General features: G+C 40.5%; 20 protein-coding genes and 4 pseudogenes. 14 read left to right on the top strand and 10 right to left on the bottom strand.

Going from position 1 to position 24,788, the window contains the following annotated elements; all coding sequences use genetic code 11:
• Positions 1-8 precede the first annotated feature (8 nt).
• The 7 genes from ACQY1Y_RS13985 to ACQY1Y_RS13955 all read left to right on the top strand — a co-directional run bounded on the left by ACQY1Y_RS13985 (position 9) and on the right by ACQY1Y_RS13955 (position 4,623).
• Complete coding sequence (locus ACQY1Y_RS13985; RefSeq protein ID WP_430012971.1) at positions 9-260, top strand: EsaB/YukD family protein; 252 nt, start codon at positions 9-11, stop codon at positions 258-260.
• A 2-nt stretch (positions 261-262) separates the two neighbouring features.
• On the top strand, positions 263-769 hold the full coding sequence (locus ACQY1Y_RS13980) for a ubiquitin-conjugating enzyme E2 (protein WP_430012970.1): 507 nt from the start codon (positions 263-265) through the stop codon (positions 767-769).
• 87 nt (positions 770-856) lie between these two features.
• Positions 857-2,206 (top strand): Mov34/MPN/PAD-1 family protein, encoded by a 1,350-nt coding sequence (locus ACQY1Y_RS13975; protein WP_430012969.1) that lies wholly within the window; start codon positions 857-859, stop codon positions 2,204-2,206.
• 20 nt (positions 2,207-2,226) lie between these two features.
• Positions 2,227-2,691, top strand: a complete 465-nt coding sequence (locus ACQY1Y_RS13970) for a hypothetical protein (RefSeq protein WP_002792223.1) — start codon at positions 2,227-2,229, stop codon at positions 2,689-2,691.
• A 16-nt stretch (positions 2,692-2,707) separates the two neighbouring features.
• Positions 2,708-3,250, top strand: a complete 543-nt coding sequence (locus tag ACQY1Y_RS13965) for a hypothetical protein (RefSeq protein WP_002792222.1) — start codon at positions 2,708-2,710, stop codon at positions 3,248-3,250.
• Between the two features lie 30 nt (positions 3,251-3,280).
• Positions 3,281-3,883: a hypothetical protein gene (locus ACQY1Y_RS13960; RefSeq protein WP_430012968.1), complete on the top strand. Its 603-nt coding sequence runs from the start codon at positions 3,281-3,283 to the stop codon at positions 3,881-3,883.
• Positions 3,884-4,059: 176 nt separating this feature from the next.
• Complete coding sequence (locus ACQY1Y_RS13955) at positions 4,060-4,623, top strand: Uma2 family endonuclease (RefSeq protein WP_002775499.1); 564 nt, start codon at positions 4,060-4,062, stop codon at positions 4,621-4,623.
• Positions 4,624-4,761: 138 nt separating this feature from the next.
• Here ACQY1Y_RS13955 and ACQY1Y_RS13950 read toward each other — a convergent pair whose 3' ends face one another.
• A complete protein-coding gene (locus ACQY1Y_RS13950; protein WP_002792219.1) occupies positions 4,762-5,421 on the bottom strand; it encodes an SDR family oxidoreductase in 660 nt (219 codons plus the stop codon).
• Positions 5,422-5,545: 124 nt separating this feature from the next.
• Here ACQY1Y_RS13950 and ACQY1Y_RS13945 point away from each other — a divergent pair, with 124 nt between their 5' ends.
• The 3 genes from ACQY1Y_RS13945 (at position 5,546) to ACQY1Y_RS13935 (ending at position 9,372) form a co-directional block, all read left to right on the top strand.
• Complete coding sequence (locus tag ACQY1Y_RS13945; RefSeq protein ID WP_430012967.1) at positions 5,546-6,250, top strand: DUF1997 domain-containing protein; 705 nt, start codon at positions 5,546-5,548, stop codon at positions 6,248-6,250.
• A gap of 152 nt (positions 6,251-6,402) precedes the next feature.
• The gene (gene typA, locus ACQY1Y_RS13940) at positions 6,403-8,196 is read left to right on the top strand and encodes a translational GTPase TypA (RefSeq protein ID WP_185241042.1); all 1,794 of its coding nucleotides are present in this window, start codon (positions 6,403-6,405) and stop codon (positions 8,194-8,196) included.
• Positions 8,197-8,400: 204 nt separating this feature from the next.
• The gene (locus ACQY1Y_RS13935) at positions 8,401-9,372 is read left to right on the top strand and encodes a ribose-phosphate pyrophosphokinase (RefSeq protein ID WP_043998328.1); all 972 of its coding nucleotides are present in this window, start codon (positions 8,401-8,403) and stop codon (positions 9,370-9,372) included.
• A gap of 53 nt (positions 9,373-9,425) precedes the next feature.
• On the opposite strand, the gene lepB is transcribed toward ACQY1Y_RS13935, so the two are convergent.
• The 3 genes and pseudogenes from lepB to ACQY1Y_RS13920 all read right to left on the bottom strand — a co-directional run.
• Positions 9,426-10,028, bottom strand: a complete 603-nt coding sequence (lepB, locus tag ACQY1Y_RS13930) for a signal peptidase I (protein WP_419547119.1) — start codon at positions 10,026-10,028, stop codon at positions 9,426-9,428.
• Between the two features lie 299 nt (positions 10,029-10,327).
• Positions 10,328-11,405: pseudogene (locus ACQY1Y_RS13925) on the bottom strand (IS630 family transposase).
• A gap of 54 nt (positions 11,406-11,459) precedes the next feature.
• Positions 11,460-11,606 (bottom strand): annotated as a pseudogene (locus ACQY1Y_RS13920) (DUF3352 domain-containing protein); the annotation flags it as partial.
• Between the two features lie 759 nt (positions 11,607-12,365).
• Between ACQY1Y_RS13920 and ACQY1Y_RS13915 the strand changes: the two are divergent.
• Positions 12,366-15,953, top strand: a complete 3,588-nt coding sequence (locus ACQY1Y_RS13915) for a GAF domain-containing protein (protein WP_430012966.1) — start codon at positions 12,366-12,368, stop codon at positions 15,951-15,953.
• Between the two features lie 107 nt (positions 15,954-16,060).
• On the opposite strand, the pseudogene ACQY1Y_RS13910 reads toward ACQY1Y_RS13915, so the two are convergent.
• The 3 genes and pseudogenes from ACQY1Y_RS13910 to ACQY1Y_RS13900 form a co-directional block, all read right to left on the bottom strand.
• Positions 16,061-16,705: pseudogene (locus tag ACQY1Y_RS13910) on the bottom strand (DUF3352 domain-containing protein); the annotation flags it as partial.
• A gap of 338 nt (positions 16,706-17,043) precedes the next feature.
• Positions 17,044-19,371 carry a tetratricopeptide repeat protein gene (locus ACQY1Y_RS13905; RefSeq protein ID WP_430012965.1) on the bottom strand — a complete coding sequence of 776 codons (2,328 nt, stop codon included), beginning with the start codon at positions 19,369-19,371 and terminating at the stop codon, positions 17,044-17,046.
• A gap of 26 nt (positions 19,372-19,397) precedes the next feature.
• A pseudogene (locus ACQY1Y_RS13900) lies at positions 19,398-19,499 on the bottom strand (IS30 family transposase); the annotation flags it as partial.
• A 476-nt stretch (positions 19,500-19,975) separates the two neighbouring features.
• On the opposite strand from ACQY1Y_RS13900, the gene ACQY1Y_RS13895 reads away from it, so the two are divergent.
• Together ACQY1Y_RS13895 and ACQY1Y_RS13890 are read left to right on the top strand one after the other, a co-directional pair.
• Positions 19,976-21,037, top strand: coding sequence for a CIA30 family protein (locus ACQY1Y_RS13895; protein ID WP_287235050.1), 1,062 nt, complete (start codon positions 19,976-19,978; stop codon positions 21,035-21,037).
• Positions 21,038-21,123: 86 nt separating this feature from the next.
• A complete protein-coding gene (locus tag ACQY1Y_RS13890) occupies positions 21,124-21,744 on the top strand; it encodes a CPP1-like family protein (protein WP_002732774.1) in 621 nt (206 codons plus the stop codon).
• Here the strand turns inward: ACQY1Y_RS13890 and ACQY1Y_RS13885 are convergent.
• Positions 21,741-22,436 carry an HAD family hydrolase gene (locus tag ACQY1Y_RS13885; RefSeq protein WP_002775478.1) on the bottom strand — a complete coding sequence of 232 codons (696 nt, stop codon included), beginning with the start codon at positions 22,434-22,436 and terminating at the stop codon, positions 21,741-21,743. The two genes, ACQY1Y_RS13890 and ACQY1Y_RS13885, sit on opposite strands and share 4 nt — an antisense overlap.
• Positions 22,437-22,759: 323 nt before the next feature.
• On the opposite strand from ACQY1Y_RS13885, the gene sds reads away from it, so the two are divergent.
• Positions 22,760-23,731, top strand: coding sequence for a solanesyl diphosphate synthase (gene sds, locus ACQY1Y_RS13880; protein WP_130758215.1), 972 nt, complete (start codon positions 22,760-22,762; stop codon positions 23,729-23,731).
• On the opposite strand, the gene ACQY1Y_RS13875 is transcribed toward sds, so the two are convergent.
• Positions 23,728-24,273 (bottom strand): hypothetical protein, encoded by a 546-nt coding sequence (locus ACQY1Y_RS13875; RefSeq protein WP_430012964.1) that lies wholly within the window; start codon positions 24,271-24,273, stop codon positions 23,728-23,730. The genes sds and ACQY1Y_RS13875 overlap by 4 nt on opposite strands.
• A 115-nt stretch (positions 24,274-24,388) precedes the next feature.
• Positions 24,389-24,745, bottom strand: coding sequence for a 2Fe-2S iron-sulfur cluster-binding protein (locus tag ACQY1Y_RS13870; protein ID WP_430012963.1), 357 nt, complete (start codon positions 24,743-24,745; stop codon positions 24,389-24,391).
• Between the last annotated feature and the right edge of the window lie 43 nt (positions 24,746-24,788).

The following is a 24,788-nucleotide window of genomic DNA, read 5'->3' as shown; positions in this document are numbered from 1 at the left end:
GAGGAACTATGAGCGATTTATCTGTTACCGTTCGTATGGCAGATGGAACCCGTAAAGCTGCTGTAACTTTACCTGCCACTTTGACAGTAGATCAAATTGTTTCTACTACTCAATCCAAATGGAATTTACCTGCTAATGTTGATTATGCAGTGCGTTTACAGAGTACAGGTCAACAATTAGAAGGAGCAACCAGTTTAGCTTCAGCAGGGGTTCAAAATGGCGATCTTTTAGAAGTTTATCCTATCTTAGAGGCGGGTTAATTATGGGTGTTAGAGAAACAAGGCTAACCAATGATTTACGACAAGTCTCAGAATTAATTGCGAATTCTGGCGGTAGTTTAAAACTGATTTCTCAAACAGGAAATCCCCCCTATGAATATATCATCGAATACCGATGTAAGGGGATAGAACAAGTTAATGGTAATAATCCTGTTTATCGCAATACTCATCAGGTAAAAATCATACTAGGAACTAATTATCCTAGAGAAAAACCCGATGCACAGTTTTTAACGCCCATTTTTCATCCTAATGTTTTTTCTAACCAAAATGTCTGTCTAGGAAATTATTGGACACCGGGAGAAACCGTAACCGAGTTAATTTTGAGAATTGGCAAAATTATTCAATACTCTAAAGATGTCCTAAATTTAGACAGTCCTGCTAATAGTACAGCAAAAACTTGGGCTAGTAATAATATGTCAAGGTTCCCCGTTGATACCCAAACCTTCAAAGTTAATATTGGTTGGACTGATATCAGTTGGACTGATGTTTAGATAGTAAAAGAATGGGCAATTTTCTTAGATGATTGCCCTCAATGTCCGTAAAAACTTTTTTGCTCACTATTCCATAGGTAAATTATCATGTCTAACCGAGAAGAAATAAATATCGTCTGGCAAGAAAGCGATGATGTTTATAAACCAATTCCTAAAAATCTCAGTGATTTTATGGGACAAAAAGGTATTAATCGTCAACCTGAAGGAAGCGTACATAGAGTATATATTAATGCCGATGCTCTAAGCAATCTAAAAGCTCATTTAAAATCTAACCTAAGAGTTGAACAAGGGGGAATTCTTTTCGGAAATGCCTATGAAGATACTGAGTTAGGAATCTATGTTGATATTACCGCAGCCGTAGCTGCCCCTGCTACTGTTGGCACAGGCGCACATTTAGATTTTACCCCTAATTCTTGGACAGGAATTATGGACTATGCTAAGGCACAACATCCAGACGATAATATTGTGGGTTGGTATCACTCTCATCCTAATCTGAGTGCTTTTATGTCTGGGACAGATATGAACACGCAACAGGCATTTTTTTATCATCCTTGGTGCTTATCTATTGTTTATGATCCCTGTCGTGAAGACATGAAATTTTTTCTGGGAAGAACGGCTCAACAAATTAAACCTAAAATTTATGGAAATGTTGGTGCTAATTTACGAAAAGAACGTGAAGCAAGAGCATTAGATAGACCTGACTCAGATAATTATTATCGGAGAAGTGACTATCCCGAAAGAAAAAGAAATGATAATGTTAATATATCCTCTGAAAATTTAGCCATAACTTGGCAAGATAGATCATCAAAAAATCGAAGAATACCTAGAAAAAAAATAGATATAATTCAATTTCTGATGTTCTTGGGAATTGTTGTTATTGTCCTACTCCTACTTGCTAATTTACTAGGTTTAGGGAATATCTTTAACAGTCAACAACATAACTCTCCGTTTGAATTTTACATAGAAGAAATGTCATCAAAAGATTTTCAAAACCTAAGGGAGTTAAGCGATAGCCACCCAGAATATCTTAAGTCTTCTGTTCTTAAAAGTGGGGATAAGCTTGGTAGTGGTGGAAGAGTTAAACTGCTTGTCGCTAAACCCTCACAAAAACAGTCAATTCAATCGGTTAATTTAAAATATCAAGAAATTGATTTATCTCGGAAAATGGATAACGTCGATGCTCGATCTATTTTTGATCCTCATTTTGATATTTACTTTCAAGGAAAGAATATCCAAGATAGAAGTATTCCTATATCAGTCGGCGAGAATGCTGATAAAGGCTTTATTTTCTTTATGTATAGCTACAATTCAAATCCCAATCAAGAAGATTTAGGAAAAAGTGGAGAAAGTGTAGATAGCGTTATTTACATACCAAATCGTATTGAATATCTAACTAAAAACACTTCTCATCTACAAAGAATCAGGGAGGGATTATAAAGAATCAGGAAGGGGTTATTATGAGTAACAATAACAGTAATTCTGGATGTTCTGGTTGGCTTGGTATCATATATCTTCTAGCTTTAATTGCATGGTTTCCGATTGGGTGGATAATCCTTGCTATATTAATCGTAATAGGTGCTATTAGCAATAATAGCTCTAGTAGGAACAGTAGCAATTCTCAGTCGTCACCATCAACTTCATCTTCTTTGGCTAACAAAAATGTTGTTCCTATACCTGATGATCTTAATAATATTCTGATTGATATAAGTCAGGGAGAAATTAGAGATATGATTAGTCAAGAACCCTTTCGGCCTGGAGAAAAAGTTTATCTATGTTCAGTCCACCGATTAGCTTACCATGAAGATAGTTGGCAATATAATAATTGTCAATGCAGTTCTTGTGGTCATGGAAACAGCACTAAAGCTTATACTGTGCCTAGTCCCATTGATTTAAGACAAATTAAATGGGAAGATCGTGGATAATTAATAGGTTATCTCTATGTTTTGGTTAGTTGCTGTTGGATGTATTTTTATTGCTGGAATTATTATTTATTGTTTTAATAAAGCCAACGGTTCGAGACTACCTTCCCACCCCTCCTCAATTAGATGGCGAGATATTTCCACATCATCATCTAATCGACCTACTCCCACACCTGATCAATCTTCAATAGTATGGCGGGATATTCCTCCCGAATTATCTAATTCTAACCCACAAGAATTTACTTTACCTGAGTTTGAATTAGTTGAAGTATGGGAATCAAACGATTTTTTAGAAGATTCATCTAATGATCATTCTACGAATAACAATACTGCCTTTTTAGATACTGACTATAATTACACCATTCAAGAATTATTAAAATCAGTCATTGGGACAAAAGATCTCTTAACTCAAGAAGAATTTCGACCTAGGCAACAGGTTTATTTCTGTAGTAACTGTACTCTAGCTCATCGTCAAGATAGTTGGCAAGAAAGTGGAAATAGGTGTAATCAATGTGGAAGTAGTGAACACACTCGATTATATACTTTACCTGATAATAATTAATTTAATTTGACTTAAAAAAGGAACCCAAAAATGAAGGAAATTTACGGAATTGAACCTGATTTATGTATTCACAATCCAGCGTTAATCCTAGATTTCGGTAAAGATATTATTTTACCTCAATATTTCTATGATCAACTTAAACATCTTCAAGCGGGTAATTATTATCAAGCAACCGAATCAGCTAATCAAATTTTTCAATCTTTACAACCCATTGAAGAATTAGACAATATTCTTGCTTTTAAAACACCTCAAAACGGGTTCATTTACTTTCTAAATCAAGAAATTAGTGTAAACAACACTGAATTTACCGAAGATCAATTTGATCTTAGCAACCCCTTACATCGATATTTATTAAGTTTATTGAGTTTTTCCCGATTATTAGAAACTTCCACTACTTTTTTGATCAATTCATCTGCACTAATCTCAAAATGTACTCTGTTAAAATTTGGCTTAGTTAATGTTAGCGATTTTTCCCATTACAGTGAGTCATGGCTAAACGCAGACCTGCTTTTATCAATTGAATCTAAACTTACTGCGGTAACTCCCAGAAGAGAAATTACAGAAATTGAATGGACTGATGATCCGGAGATAATCGGTCAGTTTATTCCTAATATTTCTTGGCAAGATTTGTAAAGTGGCGTTGTCAGATCAGAATATGAAAGATTCAATGCAATCCTTGCTATCAAAGTAATTTGAGTTCCCATCTGATTCGGATCATCTTTCAATTTGACAACGCCCCGTTTTTGATCTTCTCTGTTTGGAGAAATTGCGATAAAATTAACGATCATAGCGATCAATAAAAAAATTTTATGGTTGTCACTGTTAATAATTCCCTGACAATAAGGGAATTTCTGCAATTACCAGAAACTAAACCCCGCAAGGAATTTATTGACGGTCAAATTATTCCTAAACCGATGCCCCAGGGTAAACATAGCACTATTCAAGGTGATTTAGTTCCAGCTATTAACGCTAGTCTAAAACCCCAACGAATTGCCCGTGCCTATCCTGAATTGCGTTGTACTTTTGGCAGTCGTTCTCTAGTTCCTGATGTTTCAGTTTTTCTCTGGGAAAATATTCCTCGCGATAGCGAGGGAAAAGTATTAAATACTTTTGCGATCGCTCCTGACTGGCTAATTGAAATTCTCTCTCCAGATCAAAATCAGACTAAAGTTGTTAAAAATATCCTTTATTGTCTGGATCACGGCACTCAAATGGGTTGGTTAATCGACCCTGAAGAAGAAATTATCTTTGTTTATTTTAGTGATCGAACTATCGCTATTTTTGAATCAGAAAATGCTCTTTTACCCGTCCCCGCTTTTGCGACGAATTTTCAAATCACCCTCGGTCAATTATTTGACTGGTTAAGAGGTTAACGGATTATCAGTTATCAGTTACCAGTTATCAGATATGAGTTTTTAGTTTCCACATTTGGGTTATCATTTCACTGATTACTGTTTGCTGATTACTGATTACTGATCACTGATTACTGATCACTGATTACTGATTACTGTTTAGCCGACACTTTGAAACAATTGTGACCAATCGAGATTGGGAGCATCTGAGGGAGCAACAATTTCGATAATTTTATTGTTAGCGGCGGGATAAAATAGGGATTCTACGCAAACCGAGGCCACTTTCGTGCGGGGAATACTGCCCTCAGAAAGGGTATCGGCGGATGACATTTTAATGGCATTAAGATTATCATCGTTTTTAAGGCCTCCGGGGCGCACAATCGTGTAGGTTAGTCCACTATTGATTAAATAGTCTTCCGCTTGTTTTTTCCAGAATAAAATTAACCAAAAGAGATTGAGGGGATGGAAAAAGTTCGACACACAGAGGGAAGTAACGAGAACAAAATGTTCGATTCCTTTCTTTTTGGCGGCATCGATGAGATTTTTAGTTCCCAAGTAGTCCACTAACAAAGGTTCCGTGGGATTAAAGCTCGGTCTGGCTCCCGTGGCGCATAACAAAACGCTACAATCAGCGATTAGTGCCTCTAACTTATCGGCCTGTTGGACATCTCCGACGACGATTTCCACCCCTGCTGGCAAAATTTCCGCCGCTTTCTCGCGGTTTCTCACCAAAGCACGCACGGGAATCTGACGTTCGACTAATTGGGCAACGATTCGCCGTCCCGTTTCCCCTGTGGCTCCTGCTACAAATGCTTTCATCGCTTCTTAACCAAATAGTTTTTAACAATACGTTACACTAATCTCAATTCTACAAATTTCCCCGATCCTTTGGCGGTTAATCCCCAAATTTTTCTAACACTATCATTTGCCAGGTTTATAAGTCATGCAGTGTCCCCCCATTAACTCCCTAGCTCGCGAATCTGTAGAAGTCAAAGAAGACAATCAATTTCTCGGTTTTCAAACCCGTTTTGCCGGCTCTATGGATATGTATAGCAATCAGGACACGGTTGCCGATTATCTGGGCGCTCACGAAGGTTGGTTTTGTCGTTGTGCCGAACCGATGAAAACTCTGCCCTTCGGTGACAATGGTTATATCATCACCATCGGTAAATATGGAGCTTTTGGCTATGAACTGGAGCCGAAAATCGCTGTGGTTCTCGATCTGCCCGTCAATGGAGTCTATCATACTCGCAGTGTCCCCATTCCCGATCAACCGTTTTTGGGCTATCTAGTGGATTATCAGGCAATTATGAAACTAGAGGAAATGCCGCTATCTTCTCCTAGTCAGGAAATTGAGGCAATTTTTCGGCAACAGGGACGGGATATTCCGGCGGTTATCACCCAAGTCACCTGGGAACTGCGTATGGATGTTATGGTTAAGTTTCCCAAGTTTATTCATAAAATTCCCCGTTCCATTCTCCAAAAAACCGGTGATAAACTGTTGACACAAATTGTTCGCCAAGTTTCCCCCCGCTTAACCCACAAAGTTCAAGAGGATTTTCACTCTAGCTTCAATTTACCCCTACCCCCTGCCTCCAGTTGTCTTTTCTATCGTCTCGACTCCTACGAGGGTGGGTTGCTTGCCTAGGGTTTGGGGAGTCTGTCAACAGTAATCAGTAGAGCTTGCTGATGGGAAACCAAGGAAAAATAAAGATTTGCTAACGGTGCTGGTCAGTCTAAGCTAGAATTATTAAGAAATGTTTACTCGTAAAAATAAACCTAAGACTACTTCAATATTTTATGTCTCTGCCTATCCGTAACGTTGCTATCATTGCTCACGTTGACCACGGGAAAACCACCCTCGTCGATGCACTCCTCAAACAGTCGGGAATCTTTCGAGAAGGGGAAGATGTACCCACCTGCGTCATGGATTCCAATGACCTGGAAAGAGAGCGCGGTATCACCATTCTGGCCAAAAACACCGCCGTTCGTTACCAAGACACCCTGATTAACATCGTCGATACTCCCGGTCACGCCGACTTTGGTGGCGAAGTGGAACGGGTTTTAGGTATGGTGGACGGTTGTATCCTGATTGTCGATGCTAACGAGGGGCCGATGCCCCAAACCCGTTTTGTGCTGAAAAAAGCCCTAGAAAAGGGATTAAGACCGATTGTCGTGGTTAATAAAATCGATCGCCCTAACGTGGATCCTAACCTAGCCGTGGACAAAGTTTTCGATCTGTTTGTGGAACTGGGTGCTGATGACGACCAATGTGATTTTACTACTCTGTTCGCTTCCGGGATGCAAGGATTCGCCAAAGAAAGCCTCGAAGACGAAGACAAAGATATGCAGCCCCTGTTTGAGGCGATTTTACACCACGTTCCACCACCAGCCGGGGACATTAACAAACCTCTACAGTTGCAAGTAACCACCCTCGATTATTCGGAATACTTAGGACGCATCGTTATCGGCCGCATCCATAACGGCGTAATTAAAGCTGGTCAACAGGCCGCTTTAGTAAAGGATACGGGCGCAATTGTCAAGGGTAAAATAACAAAACTTCTTGGTTTTGAAGGCCTCAAACGGGTGGAATTAAACGAGTCCAGCGCCGGTAATATCGTCGCTGTGGCTGGTTTTGCCGACGCTAACATCGGGGAAACCGTAACTTTAGCCGATGACCCGCAAGCTTTACCCCTAATTAAAGTCGATGAACCGACCCTACAAATGACCTTCTCGGTGAACGATTCTCCCTTTGCCGGTCAGGAAGGCACTTTTGTCACCTCGCGGCAAATTCGCGATCGTCTCATGCGAGAATTAGAAACTAACGTCGCCCTACGGGTGGAAGAAAGTGATTCTGCCGAGAAATTCCTGGTTTCGGGCCGGGGAGAACTACATTTAGGCATTCTCATCGAAACCATGCGTCGGGAAGGCTACGAATTCCAAGTATCGCAGCCGCAGGTTATCTATCGGGAAATTAACGGTCAACCCTGCGAACCCTACGAATACCTCGTTTTAGATGTACCCGAAGAAGCGGTGGGTTCCAGTATCGAACGTCTCGGCCAACGGAAAGGGGAAATGCAGGATATGCAGACGGGCAGCAATGGCCGTACTCAATTGGAATTCGTGATTCCGGCCCGGGGTTTAATCGGTTTCCGGGGGGAATTTATCCGTCTGAGTCGCGGTGAGGGGATTATGAACCATAGTTTTCTCGAATATCGTCCTTTCTCCGGGGAATTAGCCACCCGTTACAATGGTGTGATTACTGCCTTTGAGGAAGGAGTGGCCACTTTCTACGCCCTCAAAAACGCCGAAGACCGGGGGGTATTCTTTATTACTCCGGGGACAAAAGTGTATAAAAACATGATTATCGGCGAAAGTAACCGGCCTCAAGACGTGGAGATCAATATCTGCAAAACTAAACAGTTAACTAACCATCGTTCCGCCACCGGGGATGAATTGGTTCAGTTACAGTCCCCCGTGGATATGAGTCTCGAACGCGCCCTCGAATACATTGGACCAGATGAGTTGGTGGAAATTACCCCGAAATCGATCCGTCTGCGTAAATTACCGGTGAAAAAGTTAGCCAAACGTTAATCGGTTTTGACAAAATCCGGCGGCAATTTTGCCATGGCCGTTGCTGCTAAAAGGGGCTGCAACGGCTCGAAAATGATCGGTAATTGGTTATGATTGAGATCTAACAAAGAAATCCACTCAGATTTTCAACAAAACTGAGATGATAGAAAAAAGTGCCTTGAGTTTGAGGGTAAAGAATCTGCTGTGAGCTATTCTGCTACTTTGATGCGACATCCGATGTTTCCCGCCGCGTCGGACAGCAATCGTCTGCGTCTCTTTTCGGGATCCGCTAATGTATCTCTCGCCCAAGAGGTGGCCCGTTATCTGGGTATGGATGTGGGGCCGATGATTCGTAAACGTTTCGCCGATGGTGAATTGTACATCCAGATTCAGGAATCGATCCGCGGCTGTGATGTCTATTTAATTCAACCCTGTTGCAATCCCGTCAACGATCATTTGATGGAATTGTTGATCATGATTGATGCCTGTCGTCGTGCTTCTGCCCGACAAATTACCGCCGTAATTCCCTATTATGGTTATGCTCGCGCCGATCGCAAAACCGCCGGCCGGGAATCGATCGCCGCTAAACTGGTGGCTAATCTGATCACGGAAGCGGGGGCAAGTCGCGTGTTGGCCATGGATTTGCATTCGTCCCAAATTCAAGGTTATTTCGATATTCCCTTCGATCACGTTTACGGTTCCCCAGTGGTGGTGGACTATCTTCTCAGTAAAAAATTACCCGATATCGTGGTGGTTTCTCCCGATGTGGGTGGGGTGGCCAGGGCGCGGGCTTTTGCCAAAAAACTCAGTGATGCGCCCCTAGCAATTATTGATAAACGCCGGCAAACCCATAATGTGGCGGAAGTGATGAACTTGATCGGCGATGTTAAGGATAAAACGGCGGTTTTAGTCGATGATATGATCGATACGGCTGGTACGATCGCTCAAGGGGCGCAGTTACTGAAAGCCAAAGGGGCGCGGCAGGTTTATGCTTGTGCCACCCATCCGGTTTTTTCCGGTCCTGCGATCGAGCGTTTATCCAGTGGCATAGTCGAGGAGGTGATCGTTACTAACACGATTCCCGTCCCACAAGACCATTTTTTCCCGCAACTGAAAGTCTTGCCGGTTGCCCCGATTCTGGGTGAGGCAATATGGCGCATCCATGAGGACAATTCCGTGAGTAATATGTTCAAATAGATGCTCGAATCCCCCTAAAACTAGGGGGAATTTTTATATTTATTTTGTTGACATTAATTCTGATTTATGGCAGCGTCGGGGTTGTCAAGTCCTCCCAGACGATTGAAGGGCCAAAAACGCACCACGGCGCGACCGATTAAGTTTTCCCGGGGAACGAAGCCCCAAGCGTGGGAATCATAACTATTATTGCGATTATCGCCCAAAACCAGATATTGATCGGGGGGAACTGTCACCGGTCCGTAAGTATAATTAGGTTCTTCGGCGATATACTTTTCCGCTAAAACTTTACCGTTGACGTAAACTAAACCGTTTTTGACTTGCACCTTATCCCCCGGCAGTCCAATCACCCGTTTAATAAAAGCATCCTGAAAATTTTGAGCTTTGAGAGCGGCTGTCGGACTAAAAACCACTATATCACCCCGTTCTGGCTTCTGAAAATGATAGCTAACTTTCTCGATAATTAGGCGATCGTTAATCTGGAGAGTGGGTTCCATGGAAGAAGAGGGAATATAACGGGCCTCAGCCACAAAAGTGCGGATGCCAAAGGCCAAAATTCCAGCCGTGACAATGGTTTTAACTGCTTCTAGCCAAGGATTTTCTTGGGGTACGGGAGGGGGGGAAGGTTTTTCGGATTTATGGTTCAAGCTTTCAGCCATAGAATTTTAACTTTTGAGAAGGATTAAGCCAATGCGCTCTTTAATTTTCTAGTTTAGTGATAGTAGCAGCGTAGATAATATTTTAAGACAATTTTCCCACATATACCGGATCACTGTTAATTTGTCAAGGTCGCATTCTGCTGCCGGAAGGGGAATTTCCTCGGGGGTAGAAAACGGTAAGATTAGTCTATCAAAAAGAAGAGTTTTTCGCCACTATTAAAGTAAAAGCTTGAGAATTCGAGGATTAGACTGGTATCTCCCTTAAAAGTCGCTTCTACATCACTACTTAGACCAAATTTCTAAATTCCTGACAGACATAGAGCTTCTAAAATCCAAGACCATCCCGTTAAATACCCGATAGTGTCATTGGATAAACGATTTAAAAGAGCATCGAGTTTATCTCTTAAAGCATCAAGAGATTCAAAAGTTTCCCATGCCAGAAAATTTTTCAGGTACAGCCAAACTCTCTGTTGCGGGGTTAACTTCAGGACAACAAGAAGGTTGATAAAACAAGATAATATTGTCGGGAATTTCTAAGTGTCCCGCCATATGTGCAGGAGCGTTATCTACTTGTAAAATATGTAATTCATTGGGAAAAGCTTGCGATAGTTGTAATAGATGTTCTCCGAAATAATCCCCATCTAGAGGGGAGAATTCATAGAAGAAGCTTCTGCCCTGTCGAGGCTCTACAGCCCCGTACAGCCAAAAGCATTGGAAGTTATATTGAAAATTACCAATCGGCTTAACTCCGAAAAGAGTTATTTTATTCCGAGCAATAGTGTGACAACCAAATCTACTGTCATCCTCGCACCAAAAACTTACTTTCTCGTAACGCTTTACTTTCTCGCTTTCCCTGTCTAGTAAAGCTTTTAGTCGTTTAGATAAGTTCGCTTTCAACTCATCTACTTCGCCAGGCAATTGTCTCGGATTTCCTGGTCTAGGTACTTTTAATTGAGCTTCCTAATTCCTGTCTAACGAGACGATAAACTGTTGTATAGCTGACGGAAATTTCTCGAATGACCGAGAGCCAAAAATAAATCTCTTTATAGCTGGTAAAACCCACTGGGTCTTTTAATTCGTTTTGTAAAAGAGCGACTTCTTCTACCAAAATCTTTTTCGGTCTTCCTGGTGGGTTTCCTTCAGATAATAATCGCTCGATTCCTCCTTTTTTTGTAGAAACTTACTTAACCAGCGATGGATTGTTCTTTCCCCTCGTCCCATTAATACCGCTAAATGGCGAACCGTCTCTACCTCCCCCATCTTCAAAAAATATAAGGACTGTACTTTAGCGTAGGCTAAACTACTTTTTTGTTGTTTCATTAATTCTTTTAAATCTTCTACTGACTCAACAATATCAATTTTGGGTACGACCAGCATCGCCAATTTATCCACTTAATCATCTTTTCTATAAGTATGCCATAGTTTTTGAAATTTGGTATGAGTCCAAAAACGATTTAAATCGCGACTAGCGGCGACTAAAAGGCTATTTTCGCCGATAAAAGATAATGCTCCCACGGGACTAGATAAAATTGGTGCTTGGTCATCCTGTCCTAAGACCCCAATTAAGGCCGAACGCGCACCCTTTTCAAATCCTATAGTAATCATAGCAATTACCGTCGGTTGGATTGACCCAAGGAAACCCCACAAAAAGCCATGAGAAGCGATCGCTCATTCAGACGGATTGAGGTGTTGGCTGTTGGGTTTCGTTTTCCCCCTAAAATTGAGAGGTTTTCTTTAACCTATTGATTCGCTCAACCCAAGAAAAAGGACTAGACCGCGCCTAATTGCCGCAGGACTTCCATAACCTTTTCATAGGCCGCAGCGTTTCCTTGCTGGCGGAACAGTTCGGCGGCTTGTCGGAAATCTCTTACCAAGAGTTGGCTGAATATCGATGTAAGTTCTGCTAGAAAATGGTTTTGGGCTTTTTTTGCCCAAAAAGTGACAGAAACAATTGCGAAGAGTTCTGCTTCACAGTGTAAGAGGTTATTCTGTTATTCTGAGTTGCCCTGCTGACGACCGACTCCTAACCCCATCAACAAAATTTTTCAGCAAATCCTATGTAACAAATTGTTTCAGTTTAGTATTTATACTTAGTAGCCGAGCCTAGAATGGTTGTAGGTCTAAACGCGGATAGTTTTAAAACTCCTTGTGGATGACTTGCTTGAGTTAATTGTTGGATTATATATCTGGATTGACTCAAAATTGGTGGCGCAAAAAATCTCAGATACTTTCATCATCTTCTTGGTAGCGAGGTGAGGTACTGACTAGAAGAAGGGCAAAGGGGGAGTGAGTGTTTTCGTTTTTTTGTCTCTCTATACAAATTGAGGATAGATTTATATGGATACTAAAATATTATTTCTTAATCTCTCTAACGATGATGATAACTTTAGCAAATATCGTCAAGAAATGTTGGGAACGATAAAAAAATTATTAAACAATGATAAATCAATCGAACTCGAAATATACGAAAAAGATCAGGCTAAGGAAAAACTATCTTCTACTAATCTGAGTGATATCGATCTTTTGATTTTATGGGTTGATAGCGAACATTGTAATGACTGGATTTACTTTAGCGAAAAGATAGAGAAACAGAACCAGATTTTGGGATTTTTTGTCATTTTTGGAATTGAAGAAGACCAGATAAAAGATAATATGGAAAAAGCGATGATGAGGAACATATATCCTTTCATTTGTCCAATAAATTATACGAATTTTAAAGCATATCTACAGGCAGTTGTATCGGAAATAAAATATAAAAAATCTCTGGAAAAATTTAAGCAGGATATATGGAGAACTGATAACTTAGATTCTTTGGTCAATAGGGCTTTTGAATATTTAAAAAGGGATCCAGTCGGGTATGATAGGGCTAGTATCTCATTAGTTGATAACCGAACTGAAGAAGGTAATCGATATTTATTTAGGTATGATCCTCAACCGGGTTACGATCAACAAAGTGGAGCCAGTTATCGTGCCGATCGAAACCTTCAGAAAAGTATCGAAAAAGACAGGCTAATCAAAAATGTTGATAGAAACACAGTATTAATCATAGATAAGATTCAAAGCAAAACCAAAGAAGAACTAGGTGAATTGGGTTGGACGAAAGAGGCTGCAACAGAGGATATTATTTCTTGGATTGGATTAGCGGCCAAGTATCAAAATAGGACAATAGCTATTATTACTCTCGATCAAATACAGGGAAAACCTTATGAACCGTCAGACTACAGACTTAGAGAATTTCTTAAAGATTTTGGTAGAATTTTTGCCCAAGCGATCGTAGAATTTTTCAAAAAAAGAAATCAAGAAGTCTTTGAAGAAATTATTAATGAAATGGGAGATGACTTAAAAAGCGAAGTTCTGATTACACAAATACTGCAAAAATTGAAAGATAAGCTCGATTGCAATAACTGCAATTATTTTTCGGTAGCTTATGACTCTGACAAAAAGGAAATATTTCTTAAAGAATATGCTTCTGCTAAAGGTATTTTTCCAAAAAAAACAGAAAAAAGTACACATCCATTTAAAAAAGGTGTCGGGATTGTCGGTGCTGTGTTAGAGGATGGTAAAAGTAGAATTGTTCCTCACGCTTTTGAAGATAAAAATTTTGTTCCAACCCTCAAACACCCCGGTGATAAACTTTCTTTATTAGCGGTTCCAGTGATACCAATCAATAACAAAAATAAACCTAATCGTATAATTGGGGTGATTTGTTGCTATAAGAAAAAACCAGATTATTTTACTGTTTACGATCGAGACTTGATCGAAAGTATTGCTCTCAGTGCCGCTACAGTTATTGAGCGCACACAAACTTTAGAATTCTCGAACGAGATTAGTTCAGAAATGGCTAAATTGGTGGTCAATCCAGACAAAACAGCATTACTTCGCCAAATTTGTGATTATGCGTTACAAGTTACAAGTGCAGGTTCGGCTAGTATTCATCTGCTTCAACATTTAGGTAATAATCAATATCGAGCTACGGGAGAACATTATACTTATCCACCTGGAAAAGAATCACCCCCTCGCTTAGAAGGAGAAAATACTGGTACTACTTTTCAAGCGATAAAGCTAAACAAAACTCTAGAATTTTCTAGAGAGAATGATAAGTTAGTTCTAGTATCTTCAGAGCAACCAGATAAGATAAGTGTTACTCCCGCTCCAGAACATCCGGATGTCAAATATAAGCTAGTTGTTCCCCTGAAAATCGCTGATGAAAAACAAAAAGAATGCCTTGTGGGAGTATTATACTTGAATAAATATTCGGAAGAACCATTTTCTAAAGTTGAAAAATTTGCCGTGGAGCTATTCGCTAGTCAAGCGGCCAGCATTATCAACGACCAGAACATTTTATTGGAAAATACCTTCAGATCTAAGGCTCTCGAAGATTTTGCTGAAGCTATTCAAAACATAGCTACAACAGATAATACAGATAAATTGTTAAAAGATGTAGCTGAATATTCCTACTCACTGGTAAAAGATGATCTTAGATTTTTAGGCTATCCAAGTTGTTCTAATCTTGAGAAACAACAGGAAACTGAACAACAATGGAATAATTATGTATCAATACTATCTGAATTATTTAGCTATGTGGTAATCCGTAATACTAAAGGAGAGTGGCAACTCAAAGCCAATTGGCCTATGTATTCTTTCACGGGATATTTTGACTCAAATAAATCAGAAGGCATCTCGAAAGAAATTGAATACAGGAAATCTAATATTTTTACCTATGATGATCGTGAAGTTCAAGGTAAAAAACAGAATGATCGTGATATTTTGAAAAAATACGCCTTAAAAGATACCTCTCATTCGCTTTTAGCCGTACCCATAAAAGACAAGGACGAAAGGATAATTGGTGTGATTTGTCTCGAACATTCTCAACCTTATGCTTTCAAGGAATTACATCAGGAGGTTATTGAACATTTTGCTCGACAGGTGGCCATTGCTTTTCAAAAGAAAAACTTTGTGAATCTTTTAAGTAATCACAACAAAATTCTCGAAAGTCTTCACACATCTCTCGATAAAATAGTCCGAGAGTCTCCTAAAAATATGCTATATAAAGCAGTTTCTGAGACTCGTGAAGCTTTAAAAGCTGAATCGGTTATTGTAATTCCATATAAGAAAAATATGATTGGCCAAGCATCTTTTTCCATAGATATAGATGAGGTTGTACCTACTCCAGATGAAGATTTACGCAGTTTCATCGAAGATACTAAAATAACATCTTTGGATGTGTACAATAAGCAATCTGGAGAATGGTTAGATTCAGATAAAATCCTAACCGAGCAACAAAAACTTTTCAACAAGTTATCTATATCCCATGGACTATGCCTACCATTTTCCGCTGGTTCTAGTAATAAAATAGGAGTTATGTGGATACTATTCTCTAAATCTCTTGATCGAGATCAAAGCGAGAAAGAGACTTACACATATACACTGTATGCTAATCAGATCGCTTTAGCCTATGCTGACCCTATGAAATTTGAAGAATTAAAATATAAAAGTGAAAAAGACCTATCGAAAGAGATAGATGAGGATCACAAACGTGTAAGATGGCAAGCGGGAGCATGGTTTTTAGGATCAATACTAGCTTCAATTGCTGGATTTTCTTTGATTGGTTTTGGTATCTACGATTTGTCGAAAAATAATCCGGGCTTTCTAAGTAGTGGAAGTGCGGCTATTTTTAGTGGTATAGTTCTAGAAGCCGTGACAGTGTTAACTTTTAATCAAGGTAAAGCTGCTAATGAGCGTTTGGATCATTATCATAAAGAGCTTTACAACACTGGTCAGTTAAATATTTTACTATCAGCGACGGAACAACTGGAACCAGAGATTGCCTTAGAAGAAAAACGAAAAATTATTCAGTCTGTTGCTAATTCTTGGTTAAAATCACCCGATGAAACTAATAACAGTGAAAAAAACTCAAGAGGTTAAGAGCGAGAATACACAAAATAAAACATGATCAAGGGATGTGGGTTATAGCGGATAATCCGATTAAGCGATGATTTGCAGACGTGATGATCACCTAACCCCTCCTCAACTTACGATTTCACTCCCAGATTAAAGAAAATCGTTCCCCGACGCACAGAATTTTCGCTACCTTGGCTGCTAATAGTAAGAGAACGCAGATTATTAAATAAAGGCTTAATCGATAATTCTAACACCCGCACGATCGGGAATTTTGCCTCGATTACCGGTTGCAATTGTCGCCAATCGACGTAAAAATAACCATCATTTTCTGCGGGTAAAGCAGTAATCGCCTGTCGAAACTTACCACTACTTAAGATGGGGTTTTTCTGTGCAGATAAAGCTAAACCCATCGCTTCCACAGAACTAGCGATAATTTCATAATTATCGACCCTAGTATGCACTCCCGTCACGATCGTCTCTAGTTGCGCTTTTCCTCCCGGGAACGCCGTGGTTAACTTTGTCCAAGCTGTCATCCTTGTAACCACATTATAGCCGCGACTGCGGGCCAACTCAGCCAAATTAGCGATCGCACTGTCCACCTCTACCCCCATCACCCGTTCCCCTACAAAAACACTATCGGGTTCCATCCCCTTTAAACTAGGCACGAGAGCGAGGCTATATTCGCCTCTAACCTAGCTAAAAACGTCTTCAGGCAAATTTAAACCTAAAGGCGACTAGAAGCGGTTTAAGACCTGTGTTATTAATTCCTGTAGGGGGTGGTGATTCGGTAGTAGTGATGGTGGCTTAATCCTTTGCTTTGCTGTGCATTGTAGTCATGGATAAAATACCAAAGGGTTCCCCAAGGTGATTATCCATTTTTTTAGAGAAAGATAGACTCCCTCTCACCAGTCGAGAAATCCTTTGTCAGGTAATTATTTTTATTAGTCAATATTCTACACAACTCAGGCTAGATAAGCAAGATAGCTTACCGCTACTATCGGATCACTACCTAGCGGCTAATTCATCGGCAATAAGAGACTCCCCCGCTCTTTGAAGGCTTGAAATAGCCAAATCTTGAAGCCTTTGTCAAAACTGGGCCTATTTTTTAGAGAAATTACTGCATTTTTAACATCCATTCTACCGCACGTTCATACAGTTCTAAATTACCAGTTTTTATCAAGGCATTAGCGGCTTTTTGCAAATAGTTAAGGCTCCCTACTCGACTACTAGGATTTGTATCATCGTAGGTGGCAAGCGCCAAATTATAATAAGCTTCGCCATAATTTGGCTGATAAGTAATTGCTAATTGATAATCAGCGATTGCTTCCTTCCTATCGCCCATTTTTTCCTTAACTAAACCTCGATTATAGTAAGCTTCAGCATAGTTAGACTGGAGAGCAATAGCCATATTTAAATCCTCCAAAGCACCAGTATTATTTCCCAAATCAAAGCGAATAACTCCCCGGTTATTATAGGGGATTGGGTTATTGGAATTCAAGCTGATTGCCCTATCTAAATCCTCTAAAGCACCCTCTTTATCACCAGTTTGTCGTCGAATAATACCACGATTATTATAGGCGATCGGATTCTCCGATATTCTCGGTGTTACTTGTACATTATCGGGAATAGTAGCGGTATCCGTGCGTGCATTTCCCCGATTACTATACACTGTCACATCGATAGGACTAATGCTCAAAGATTGCAGATAATCTGTAATCGCTCCTTGATCATCTCCCACGTCAGCGCTACTATTACCACGACTATAGAAAATTCTCGCATCGCGGACTTTTTGTAGAAATACATTATAATCCTCGATCGCTCCCTGTTTATCCCCTTTTTCAAAACGCGCATTGGCCCGTTTATGATACCCTTCTGGATCGTTAGGATGGGCAACTATATAAGTAGTATAATCTCTTTCGGCTGCGGCAAAATTTTTCAAAGCAAAATAAGCATCTCCCCGGGCTTGAGCATGACAAGAGACGTTATAATTAGGACGAAAATCGGTTTCTCTGGAGTTATAAAAATAATTTTTGTCGGCAGATTCTTGGATATTTTCGCTACAGACAGAGCGAGAAGTAAAACTAGGTGTATTAATCCGATCATCTTGGGCTAAGGCAATATTATAATTATCTACAGCCTCCTGATAACGCCCCAATTTATACAGCACTAACCCCCGATGATAGTGAGCGGCTGCATCATGACGATTTCGTGCCACTGCCGCAGTAAAATCCTCTAAAGCTCCTGCGTATTCTTGATATTTATTGGCTCGCATTAACCCACGATATACATAGGCTTTTGCGTCTTGGGGTTGCAGATAAATTGCTTGGTTATAATCTTGAATTGCCCCTTGATTATTGTTGAGTCTTAGGTGAGCATAACCCCGTTTAAGAAATGCTCTAGCATGGGGAACTTTATCGTAGTTGGGATTAATACGGATGACAAGTGCTAAGTCTTTGATGGCTCCATTATAATACTCGATCGCTGTTTGATATCCTTCGGGGGAATTATTCGATAAATTGGCTAATTCTACTTCCTCGTCAGCCATTTCAATTTGTACTCTGGCGCGGTTTTGATAACTGCTAGGAGCATTCTTGGCTAAAAATAAGTTAGGTGAGCATTTTAAAACGATTTTATAATCCTTAAAAGCCTCTCTTTTGCCGCCTATTTTTTCTAAAGCTATGGCCCGATTATAATAGCCTTCAATTAGATCGGGTTTGTATGAAATGGCCAGATTATAATCTTTGATAGCCGCCGCATAATTGCCTAAGTGAGAGTAAAGGTTTCCTCGATGATAATAGCCGCGATAATTCTCAGTTTCATAACCGATGAAACGCTGGTAATAATCTAAAGCTAAGGATTGATGATTGAGCAAAGAGGCAATAATTGCTAGGTTAAAGTAAACTTCGCTTTTATTGGGATTATATTTAAAGGCTTGCTGAAAATCTGAGCGGGCAGCTTCTAATAATTTTAGCTGATGCTGATCCTTGGCCATGGCTAACTTTAACACACCTCTTTGGTAATAGGCTTCAGCTAGTAACTGTCTATCTTTGAAGGCGGGAGCATGATAATTACTATACCAAATGTATTGACTAAAATCATCGATCGCACCGTTTTGATCGTTGATTTTTTCTCGGGCCATTCCCCGTTGAAGATAAAGTTTAATCGTACCCAGATCGCTAGGATAGACTCGCAGAGTGGCCGAATAATTAGCAATTTCTCTTTGGAGAGCATTAGTATCAACCTCTTCCCTAGAAATGACGGGACATTGTAGGTTTTCTACTGCTCTCACCGAGCTAACTTCTAAACCAAATAATTCCCAAAACAACAGGGGAGACAATAAGAATATTTTTCTAAAAAGCTTGACATTTAAACTATTTTGTGCTAGGGGATTGGGGATGGCTTGCTCTGTCGGGGTTTTAGGGATTAAGGATTGTTGTGGCATGATGATTAAAAAAATTTGCAGTAAACTCAAATCTGAATTGCATCACTATCCGATCGTATTTGATAAAATACCTCAAAGGGGGTTCGATAGTCAAGACATTTTCGGGAATGATTGTTAATTAACTCCACAACTTTTGCAGCATCCTTCCGTTGGCTCTCTAGACTGGTTATGGCAAATTAGTAGTTTGAATCAGCTTAGAAACTTAGATAGTATGGAATCGAACAAAGCAAAAATAGGCCCTCTTGGGTTTGCTGGGTACGAGCGAATAGAACGAACCATAAAGACACAAAGGACACAAAGATCGATCGCTCCTATATTAAGTTAAACTGATCAGACGAAGAATAAGAGAGTCAAAATTAATAGACCTCCCGCAAAAGTAAGTTCTCGAGCCGCTATCGGGTCAAAATATCTAAAAGCACAGATAAATTTGACATCATCTTCGGTTTTATGGGTAGGATAGTTGTCTCTTGTCTTTTTTCTCCTCCTGTCTCGGAGTTTCCTCACCTAACGGAAGATTTTTGATTTTTACAGGAGAGCTTTTGATCTCAAACAGCCAAACTAACTCGATAAAATAAAAATTAATGGCAGTAAGGAGATAAAATTTATGGCTGAGTCAAAAAACTGGGATTTTCAGAGATTTTGGCAAACTCTGGACTATTTTGATAGTATTCCCCTCTGGAGTTGTCTGCAAAAACTGCTCGGTTTCGGGGAAGATAAAAAAATTCAGCTAACAAATGAGCAAGGCATGAAGACTATTTTAGTCATTGGTGGTGAAAACGCGATCGGTAGAAAGGTAATCGCTCAACTACAGCAGCAAAACTATCAAATTCGCGCTTTAGTCGATAATATCGAGTCTGCACGTCAATTATTTGCTGAAAATGTCGATTTATTCACTCTGGAAACCCCGCAATTGTTCATGGGGATTGATGAGATTATCTACTGTCAAGGGGAGAATAACCGCCATAGTTTAGCTAATTTACTTGATTTACTGAAAAATGCCGGTATAACCGCCGAAAAAACCCTCTTTGACTTTAGCAATCCCAGCAGTGATATAAAAGAAATCTGGGGTGCGGTGGATGATGTGGTAATGGGAGGAGTGAGCGAGAGTCAGATAACCCTAACCAGAGGACGCGCTCTCTTTTCTGGTATCGTTAGAACTGAAAATAACGGCGGTTTTGCCTCAGTTCGTACCAGAAACCTGAATCCTCCCCTAAATTTATCTAACTACGAGGGAATAGAATTACAGGTACAAGGGGACGGAAAACGCTATAAATTAATTCTGCGTTGTGAAGGACGTTGGGACGGCATCGGTTACTGTTATTCTTTTGATACACTTGATCGCACTTGGCAAACGATTTCTATTCCTTTTGGCGATTTAATCCCAGTGCTGCGGGCCAAAACCCTGCGGGAGGCAGCACCCTTTGATAGCAGTAGCGTCTATGCTTTGCAGTTAATGCAGAGCAAATTCGAGTACGATGGGGCCTTAAATCCCCGTTTCTCCCCAGGATTATTTGCTTTAGAAATTGTCACAATTAAGGCCTACGGGGGTAAAAACCGCTTAATTATCGTTAAGGAAGGAGAAATCGCCGAAAAAAGCCTTTTAGATGCCAGTGGTTATCCCTACGAAGCGATCGATTCTAGCCAGATTTTCGCTAAACTTAATTAATTTAAATAAGCTTGCATCTCAAGTTAAACTACAGAACATCGGGTTAAGATCATGACTATCGGGAGCATAATTAAGGAGGTATGTTCATGAGTGAACAGAATCCCTACGAACAACTTGGGGTTACTGAAGAATCCTCTTTTGAAGAAATTCAAGAGGCCAAACAAAGACTGGTGCAACAGTATCAGAATGATAGCAAAATTGTCGAATCGATCGAGGCGGCCTACGATTCTGTCCTCATGGATCGACTGCGGATGCGACAGGAAGGTAGGATTAAAGTACCCGATCGCATTCGTTTTCCCGAACGTCTGACGATTCCGGTGGAAAGTAAACCAGTTACTAGCAGTAAATCTCCTAACTGGTGGCGAAGCTCAATCGATACACCTTCTGCACAGGATATCGGTGTACCAGCAGTGATTTACGCTTGTTTAGGAGCAATAACGCTGTTAGTTCCCGATCCCAGTGGCTCCCTTTTACCGCTGCTCTTAGCTTTTGGCGTTTTCGTTAATATCTATTTTTTCAACCGCAAAGAAAAACGTTTTGGCCGCGCCTTACTATTCACTCTCGCTGGTTTAGTGCTAGGAGTCGCTCTGGGAGCAGGATTAGCCAGTTTAGCGGCCAAGGCTGATTTGAATATTTTCGGTGATCGCCAAATTTATGCGCTCATCACTTTTCTGATCTTTTGGGTGATTAGTAGTTTTTTCCGTTAACCGAACGCTCGTAGGGATCCTAAGATCACGTCCACTGCTTCCCCAAGGTTATTGACGATATAATCAGGCTCGTAGCTCTCTAAACGGGAACGGCTGCGAATCCCCGATAATACGCCAATAACCTTGATATTTTGGCTCTTAGCGGCGGCAATATCCGCTTCCGTATCCCCCACCATCCAAGTATCGGCAGCCGCCGGCAGTTCTTTAGCGGCCTTAGCCATAAGCAGGGTTTTGTCGCGCACGTCGTTGGTTTTGGTGTAATTGTTATTTAGACAATAACGACGATTAGCGGCGAAAAAACGACCGATATCGTGGCGATTAAAGGCATGATCTAGCTCAGATACCCGCCGCATCGTCATCACGACTAAATCGATCTTTAACTCTTGGATTTTCTGGAGAGTTTCCAAAGAACCAACCACCGGGCGATCGTGGACAAGATAGGGTAAAGTATGAACAGTTTGACGACGAAGATGGGCAAATTTACGCGCTTGATCTTCATCTAATCCTGACATTTCCCCGATACGCTTCTCAGAAACCTGATCCCGTTTTAACTGCCAGAACTCCGCTTTCGATAATTCCCCGATAATTTGACCTTTATAGGCGGTTTTCTGTAAACAGTATTGATAAACTTGGTAATATCGCTCCGATACGTCCATTATCGGGCCGTCAAAGTCGCTAATTAGTCTCAACATCGTTCTAATACTTCTCGCTTTATTAATTTTTATATACAAGTTACCCTAGAGTCTTGACAATGACAAGGGTTTTGTCAGGAAAAAAATTAGGGATGAGGGAAGTGGGGTGTGGGGTGTAGGGTGTGGGGTGTGGGGTGTGGGGTGTGGGGTGTGGGGGGAGATGGGGAAATTTCAACTAATACCCCAAAACCCCAACCTCCAACCCCTCACTGTTTACTGATCACTGATCACTGATGCTTCCCCTTCCCTAGTCTGGACGGTTAGCTTAAAATAAATGTAAGGATATGTAAACTTTCGTAACTATCTCGCCAATTGGCTAACCAATGATCCCAACAACTTCTTTATTCGCACCCGTTGACGATGATCTCCGTCTTTTGACCGATAACTTAAAAAATCTCGTCGGCGCTCGTCATCCCATTTTAGCGGCGGCAGCAGAACATTTGTTCGAGGCCGGTGGTAAACGCGTTCGACCGGCGATCGTGTTGCTGGTATCTCGCGCTACCATGTTAGACCGGGATATCACTCCCCGTCATCGTCGATTAGCGGAAATCACGGAGATGATTCACACTGCCAGTCTTGTCCATGATGATGTGGTAGATGAGGCAGAATTGCGGCGCAGTGTTCCCACCGTTAACAGTTTATTTGACAATCGCGTGGCGGTTTTAGCGGGGGATTTTCTCTTCGCTCAATCCTCTTGGTATCTAGCTAATTTAGATAATTTAGAAGTGGTAAAATTGCTCTCAGAAGTGATTCGCGATTTTGCTGAAGGGGAAATTCAACAGGGAATTAATCGCTTTGATACCAGTATCTCCCTGGAAGCTTATCTAGAAAAAAGTTACTACAAAACAGCTTCTTTAATTGCCAATAGTGCCAAAGCCGCTGGGGTATTAAGCGAGCAATCGGCTGAAGTTAATCATCATTTATATAATTATGGTCGCAATTTAGGATTAGCTTTTCAAATCGTCGATGATATTCTCGATTTTACCTCCCCCACGGAAGTATTAGGAAAACCCTCTGGCTCCGATTTGATCAGTGGTAATATCACTGCTCCCGCTCTCTTTGCTATGGAGGAAAATCCCTATATAGAAGTGTTAATCGAACGGGAATTTAGTCAGGAAGGAGACATCGAAAAAGCTCTTGATTTTATTCACTCTAGCCAAGGGATTCCTCGCTCAAAAGAGTTAGCCAATCAATACGGTCAAAGTGCCTTAAAACACCTTGACTGTTTAGCTTCTTCTCCATCAAAAGAGGTGTTAATCGAGCTAGTGGATTACGTTTTGAGCCGAATTTATTAGGGAATCATAGTTCTCGCCGTAGCAATAGTCCACCCATCGACTAATAATAAAAATAGGGTGAGAATAAAAAGAATTCCATACATCCAAGGCTGAGAAAGGGGGCGAATATCAGTCATATCCAAGTTAGTTTTTTCCTCGATTATTTTGACCATGCGATTAAATCCCACCACTCGCATCGGCAATAAATAGGCTTTTTCTGCGGAGCGATCAAGGAAATAATAAACTAAACCACCCTGTCCTGTACTGCGACATTTAAGTTCTTTTATATCTGTCCAATTTAACCACCAACCAGAGCGAAGAAAAGCAGGAAACCATTGGGGATAGGTAACTTGTATCCCTGTCTCTGATAAAATGACTCTTTCACTTAAAGCTCCGTATAAAGCGATTAATCCTAAGCTGATTCCTAACCAAAGAAAATTGGGATTAACGGGGGAATTAGTGACTTTTGCTAAAAAGGGTAAAGGGATGGTTAACGCCACATATAAACTTAATAAAGTTACCCGAATTATTGGTGATATCCGAAAAGTTATTGTCTCGTTCATTTGATAACCTTAATCAGTAAACAGTAAACAGTGAACAGTAAACAGTAAACAGTAATCATTAATCAGTGAAAAGAAGGCTCCGAACTTGCCACTTAATACTTTAACACTTTAACACTTAATACTGCTCACTGATCACTGATAACTGATCACTGATCACTGAGTCTCCTTGTCCCCAAAAACCATCGTATTTAGTCACTTCAATATCACCAAAAACTTTGACTTGACAAGCAAGACGACGGTTATTATTGGGGTTATGGGGAGGTAAAGAAAAACGAGCTTTTTCCTGCCAATTGATAGCAGAAACTTCGCCCACAATTGCCACCGCACAGGTTCCACAGCTGCCGATGCCGCGACAATTGATTAACTTGGAACCGCCATTATACAAAGAAATGTCATGTTTTAATAATATACGACGGAGATTTTCACCTCGATCGCAGGTGATTGTTTGACCGTAAACTGTTATTCTAGGCATTAGGGGCGTGATTTTAAGTCGCTACAGTTATTAATTAATATTA

The organism is Microcystis ichthyoblabe FBCC-A1114 (assembly GCF_050500245.1).
GTDB lineage: Bacteria > Cyanobacteriota > Cyanobacteriia > Cyanobacteriales > Microcystaceae > Microcystis > Microcystis ichthyoblabe_A.
This window is presented reverse-complemented; position numbering and strand designations above follow the sequence as displayed.

Excerpts from the sequence above, each read along its gene's own strand:
- ACQY1Y_RS13895 (WP_287235050.1), top strand. The coding sequence starts at position 19,976 with ATGGCTGAGTCAAAAAACTGGGATTTTCAGAGATTTTGGCAAACTCTG.
- ACQY1Y_RS13985 (WP_430012971.1), top strand. The coding sequence starts at position 9 with ATGAGCGATTTATCTGTTACCGTTCGTATGGCAGATGGAACCCGTAAA.
- ACQY1Y_RS13935 (WP_043998328.1), top strand. The coding sequence starts at position 8,401 with ATGCGACATCCGATGTTTCCCGCCGCGTCGGACAGCAATCGTCTGCGT.
- ACQY1Y_RS13875 (WP_430012964.1), bottom strand. The coding sequence starts at position 24,273 with ATGAACGAGACAATAACTTTTCGGATATCACCAATAATTCGGGTAACT.
- ACQY1Y_RS13905 (WP_430012965.1), bottom strand. The coding sequence starts at position 19,371 with ATGCCACAACAATCCTTAATCCCTAAAACCCCGACAGAGCAAGCCATC.
- ACQY1Y_RS13945 (WP_430012967.1), top strand. The coding sequence starts at position 5,546 with ATGCAGTGTCCCCCCATTAACTCCCTAGCTCGCGAATCTGTAGAAGTC.
- sds (WP_130758215.1), top strand. The coding sequence starts at position 22,760 with ATGATCCCAACAACTTCTTTATTCGCACCCGTTGACGATGATCTCCGT.
- ACQY1Y_RS13870 (WP_430012963.1), bottom strand. The coding sequence starts at position 24,745 with ATGCCTAGAATAACAGTTTACGGTCAAACAATCACCTGCGATCGAGGT.
- ACQY1Y_RS13960 (WP_430012968.1), top strand. The coding sequence starts at position 3,281 with ATGAAGGAAATTTACGGAATTGAACCTGATTTATGTATTCACAATCCA.
- ACQY1Y_RS13975 (WP_430012969.1), top strand. The coding sequence starts at position 857 with ATGTCTAACCGAGAAGAAATAAATATCGTCTGGCAAGAAAGCGATGAT.
- ACQY1Y_RS13965 (WP_002792222.1), top strand. The coding sequence starts at position 2,708 with ATGTTTTGGTTAGTTGCTGTTGGATGTATTTTTATTGCTGGAATTATT.
- ACQY1Y_RS13885 (WP_002775478.1), bottom strand. The coding sequence starts at position 22,436 with ATGTTGAGACTAATTAGCGACTTTGACGGCCCGATAATGGACGTATCG.
- ACQY1Y_RS13950 (WP_002792219.1), bottom strand. The coding sequence starts at position 5,421 with ATGAAAGCATTTGTAGCAGGAGCCACAGGGGAAACGGGACGGCGAATC.
- ACQY1Y_RS13970 (WP_002792223.1), top strand. The coding sequence starts at position 2,227 with ATGAGTAACAATAACAGTAATTCTGGATGTTCTGGTTGGCTTGGTATC.
- ACQY1Y_RS13890 (WP_002732774.1), top strand. The coding sequence starts at position 21,124 with ATGAGTGAACAGAATCCCTACGAACAACTTGGGGTTACTGAAGAATCC.
- typA (WP_185241042.1), top strand. The coding sequence starts at position 6,403 with ATGTCTCTGCCTATCCGTAACGTTGCTATCATTGCTCACGTTGACCAC.
- ACQY1Y_RS13955 (WP_002775499.1), top strand. The coding sequence starts at position 4,060 with ATGGTTGTCACTGTTAATAATTCCCTGACAATAAGGGAATTTCTGCAA.
- ACQY1Y_RS13980 (WP_430012970.1), top strand. The coding sequence starts at position 263 with ATGGGTGTTAGAGAAACAAGGCTAACCAATGATTTACGACAAGTCTCA.
- lepB (WP_419547119.1), bottom strand. The coding sequence starts at position 10,028 with ATGGCTGAAAGCTTGAACCATAAATCCGAAAAACCTTCCCCCCCTCCC.
- ACQY1Y_RS13915 (WP_430012966.1), top strand. The coding sequence starts at position 12,366 with ATGGATACTAAAATATTATTTCTTAATCTCTCTAACGATGATGATAAC.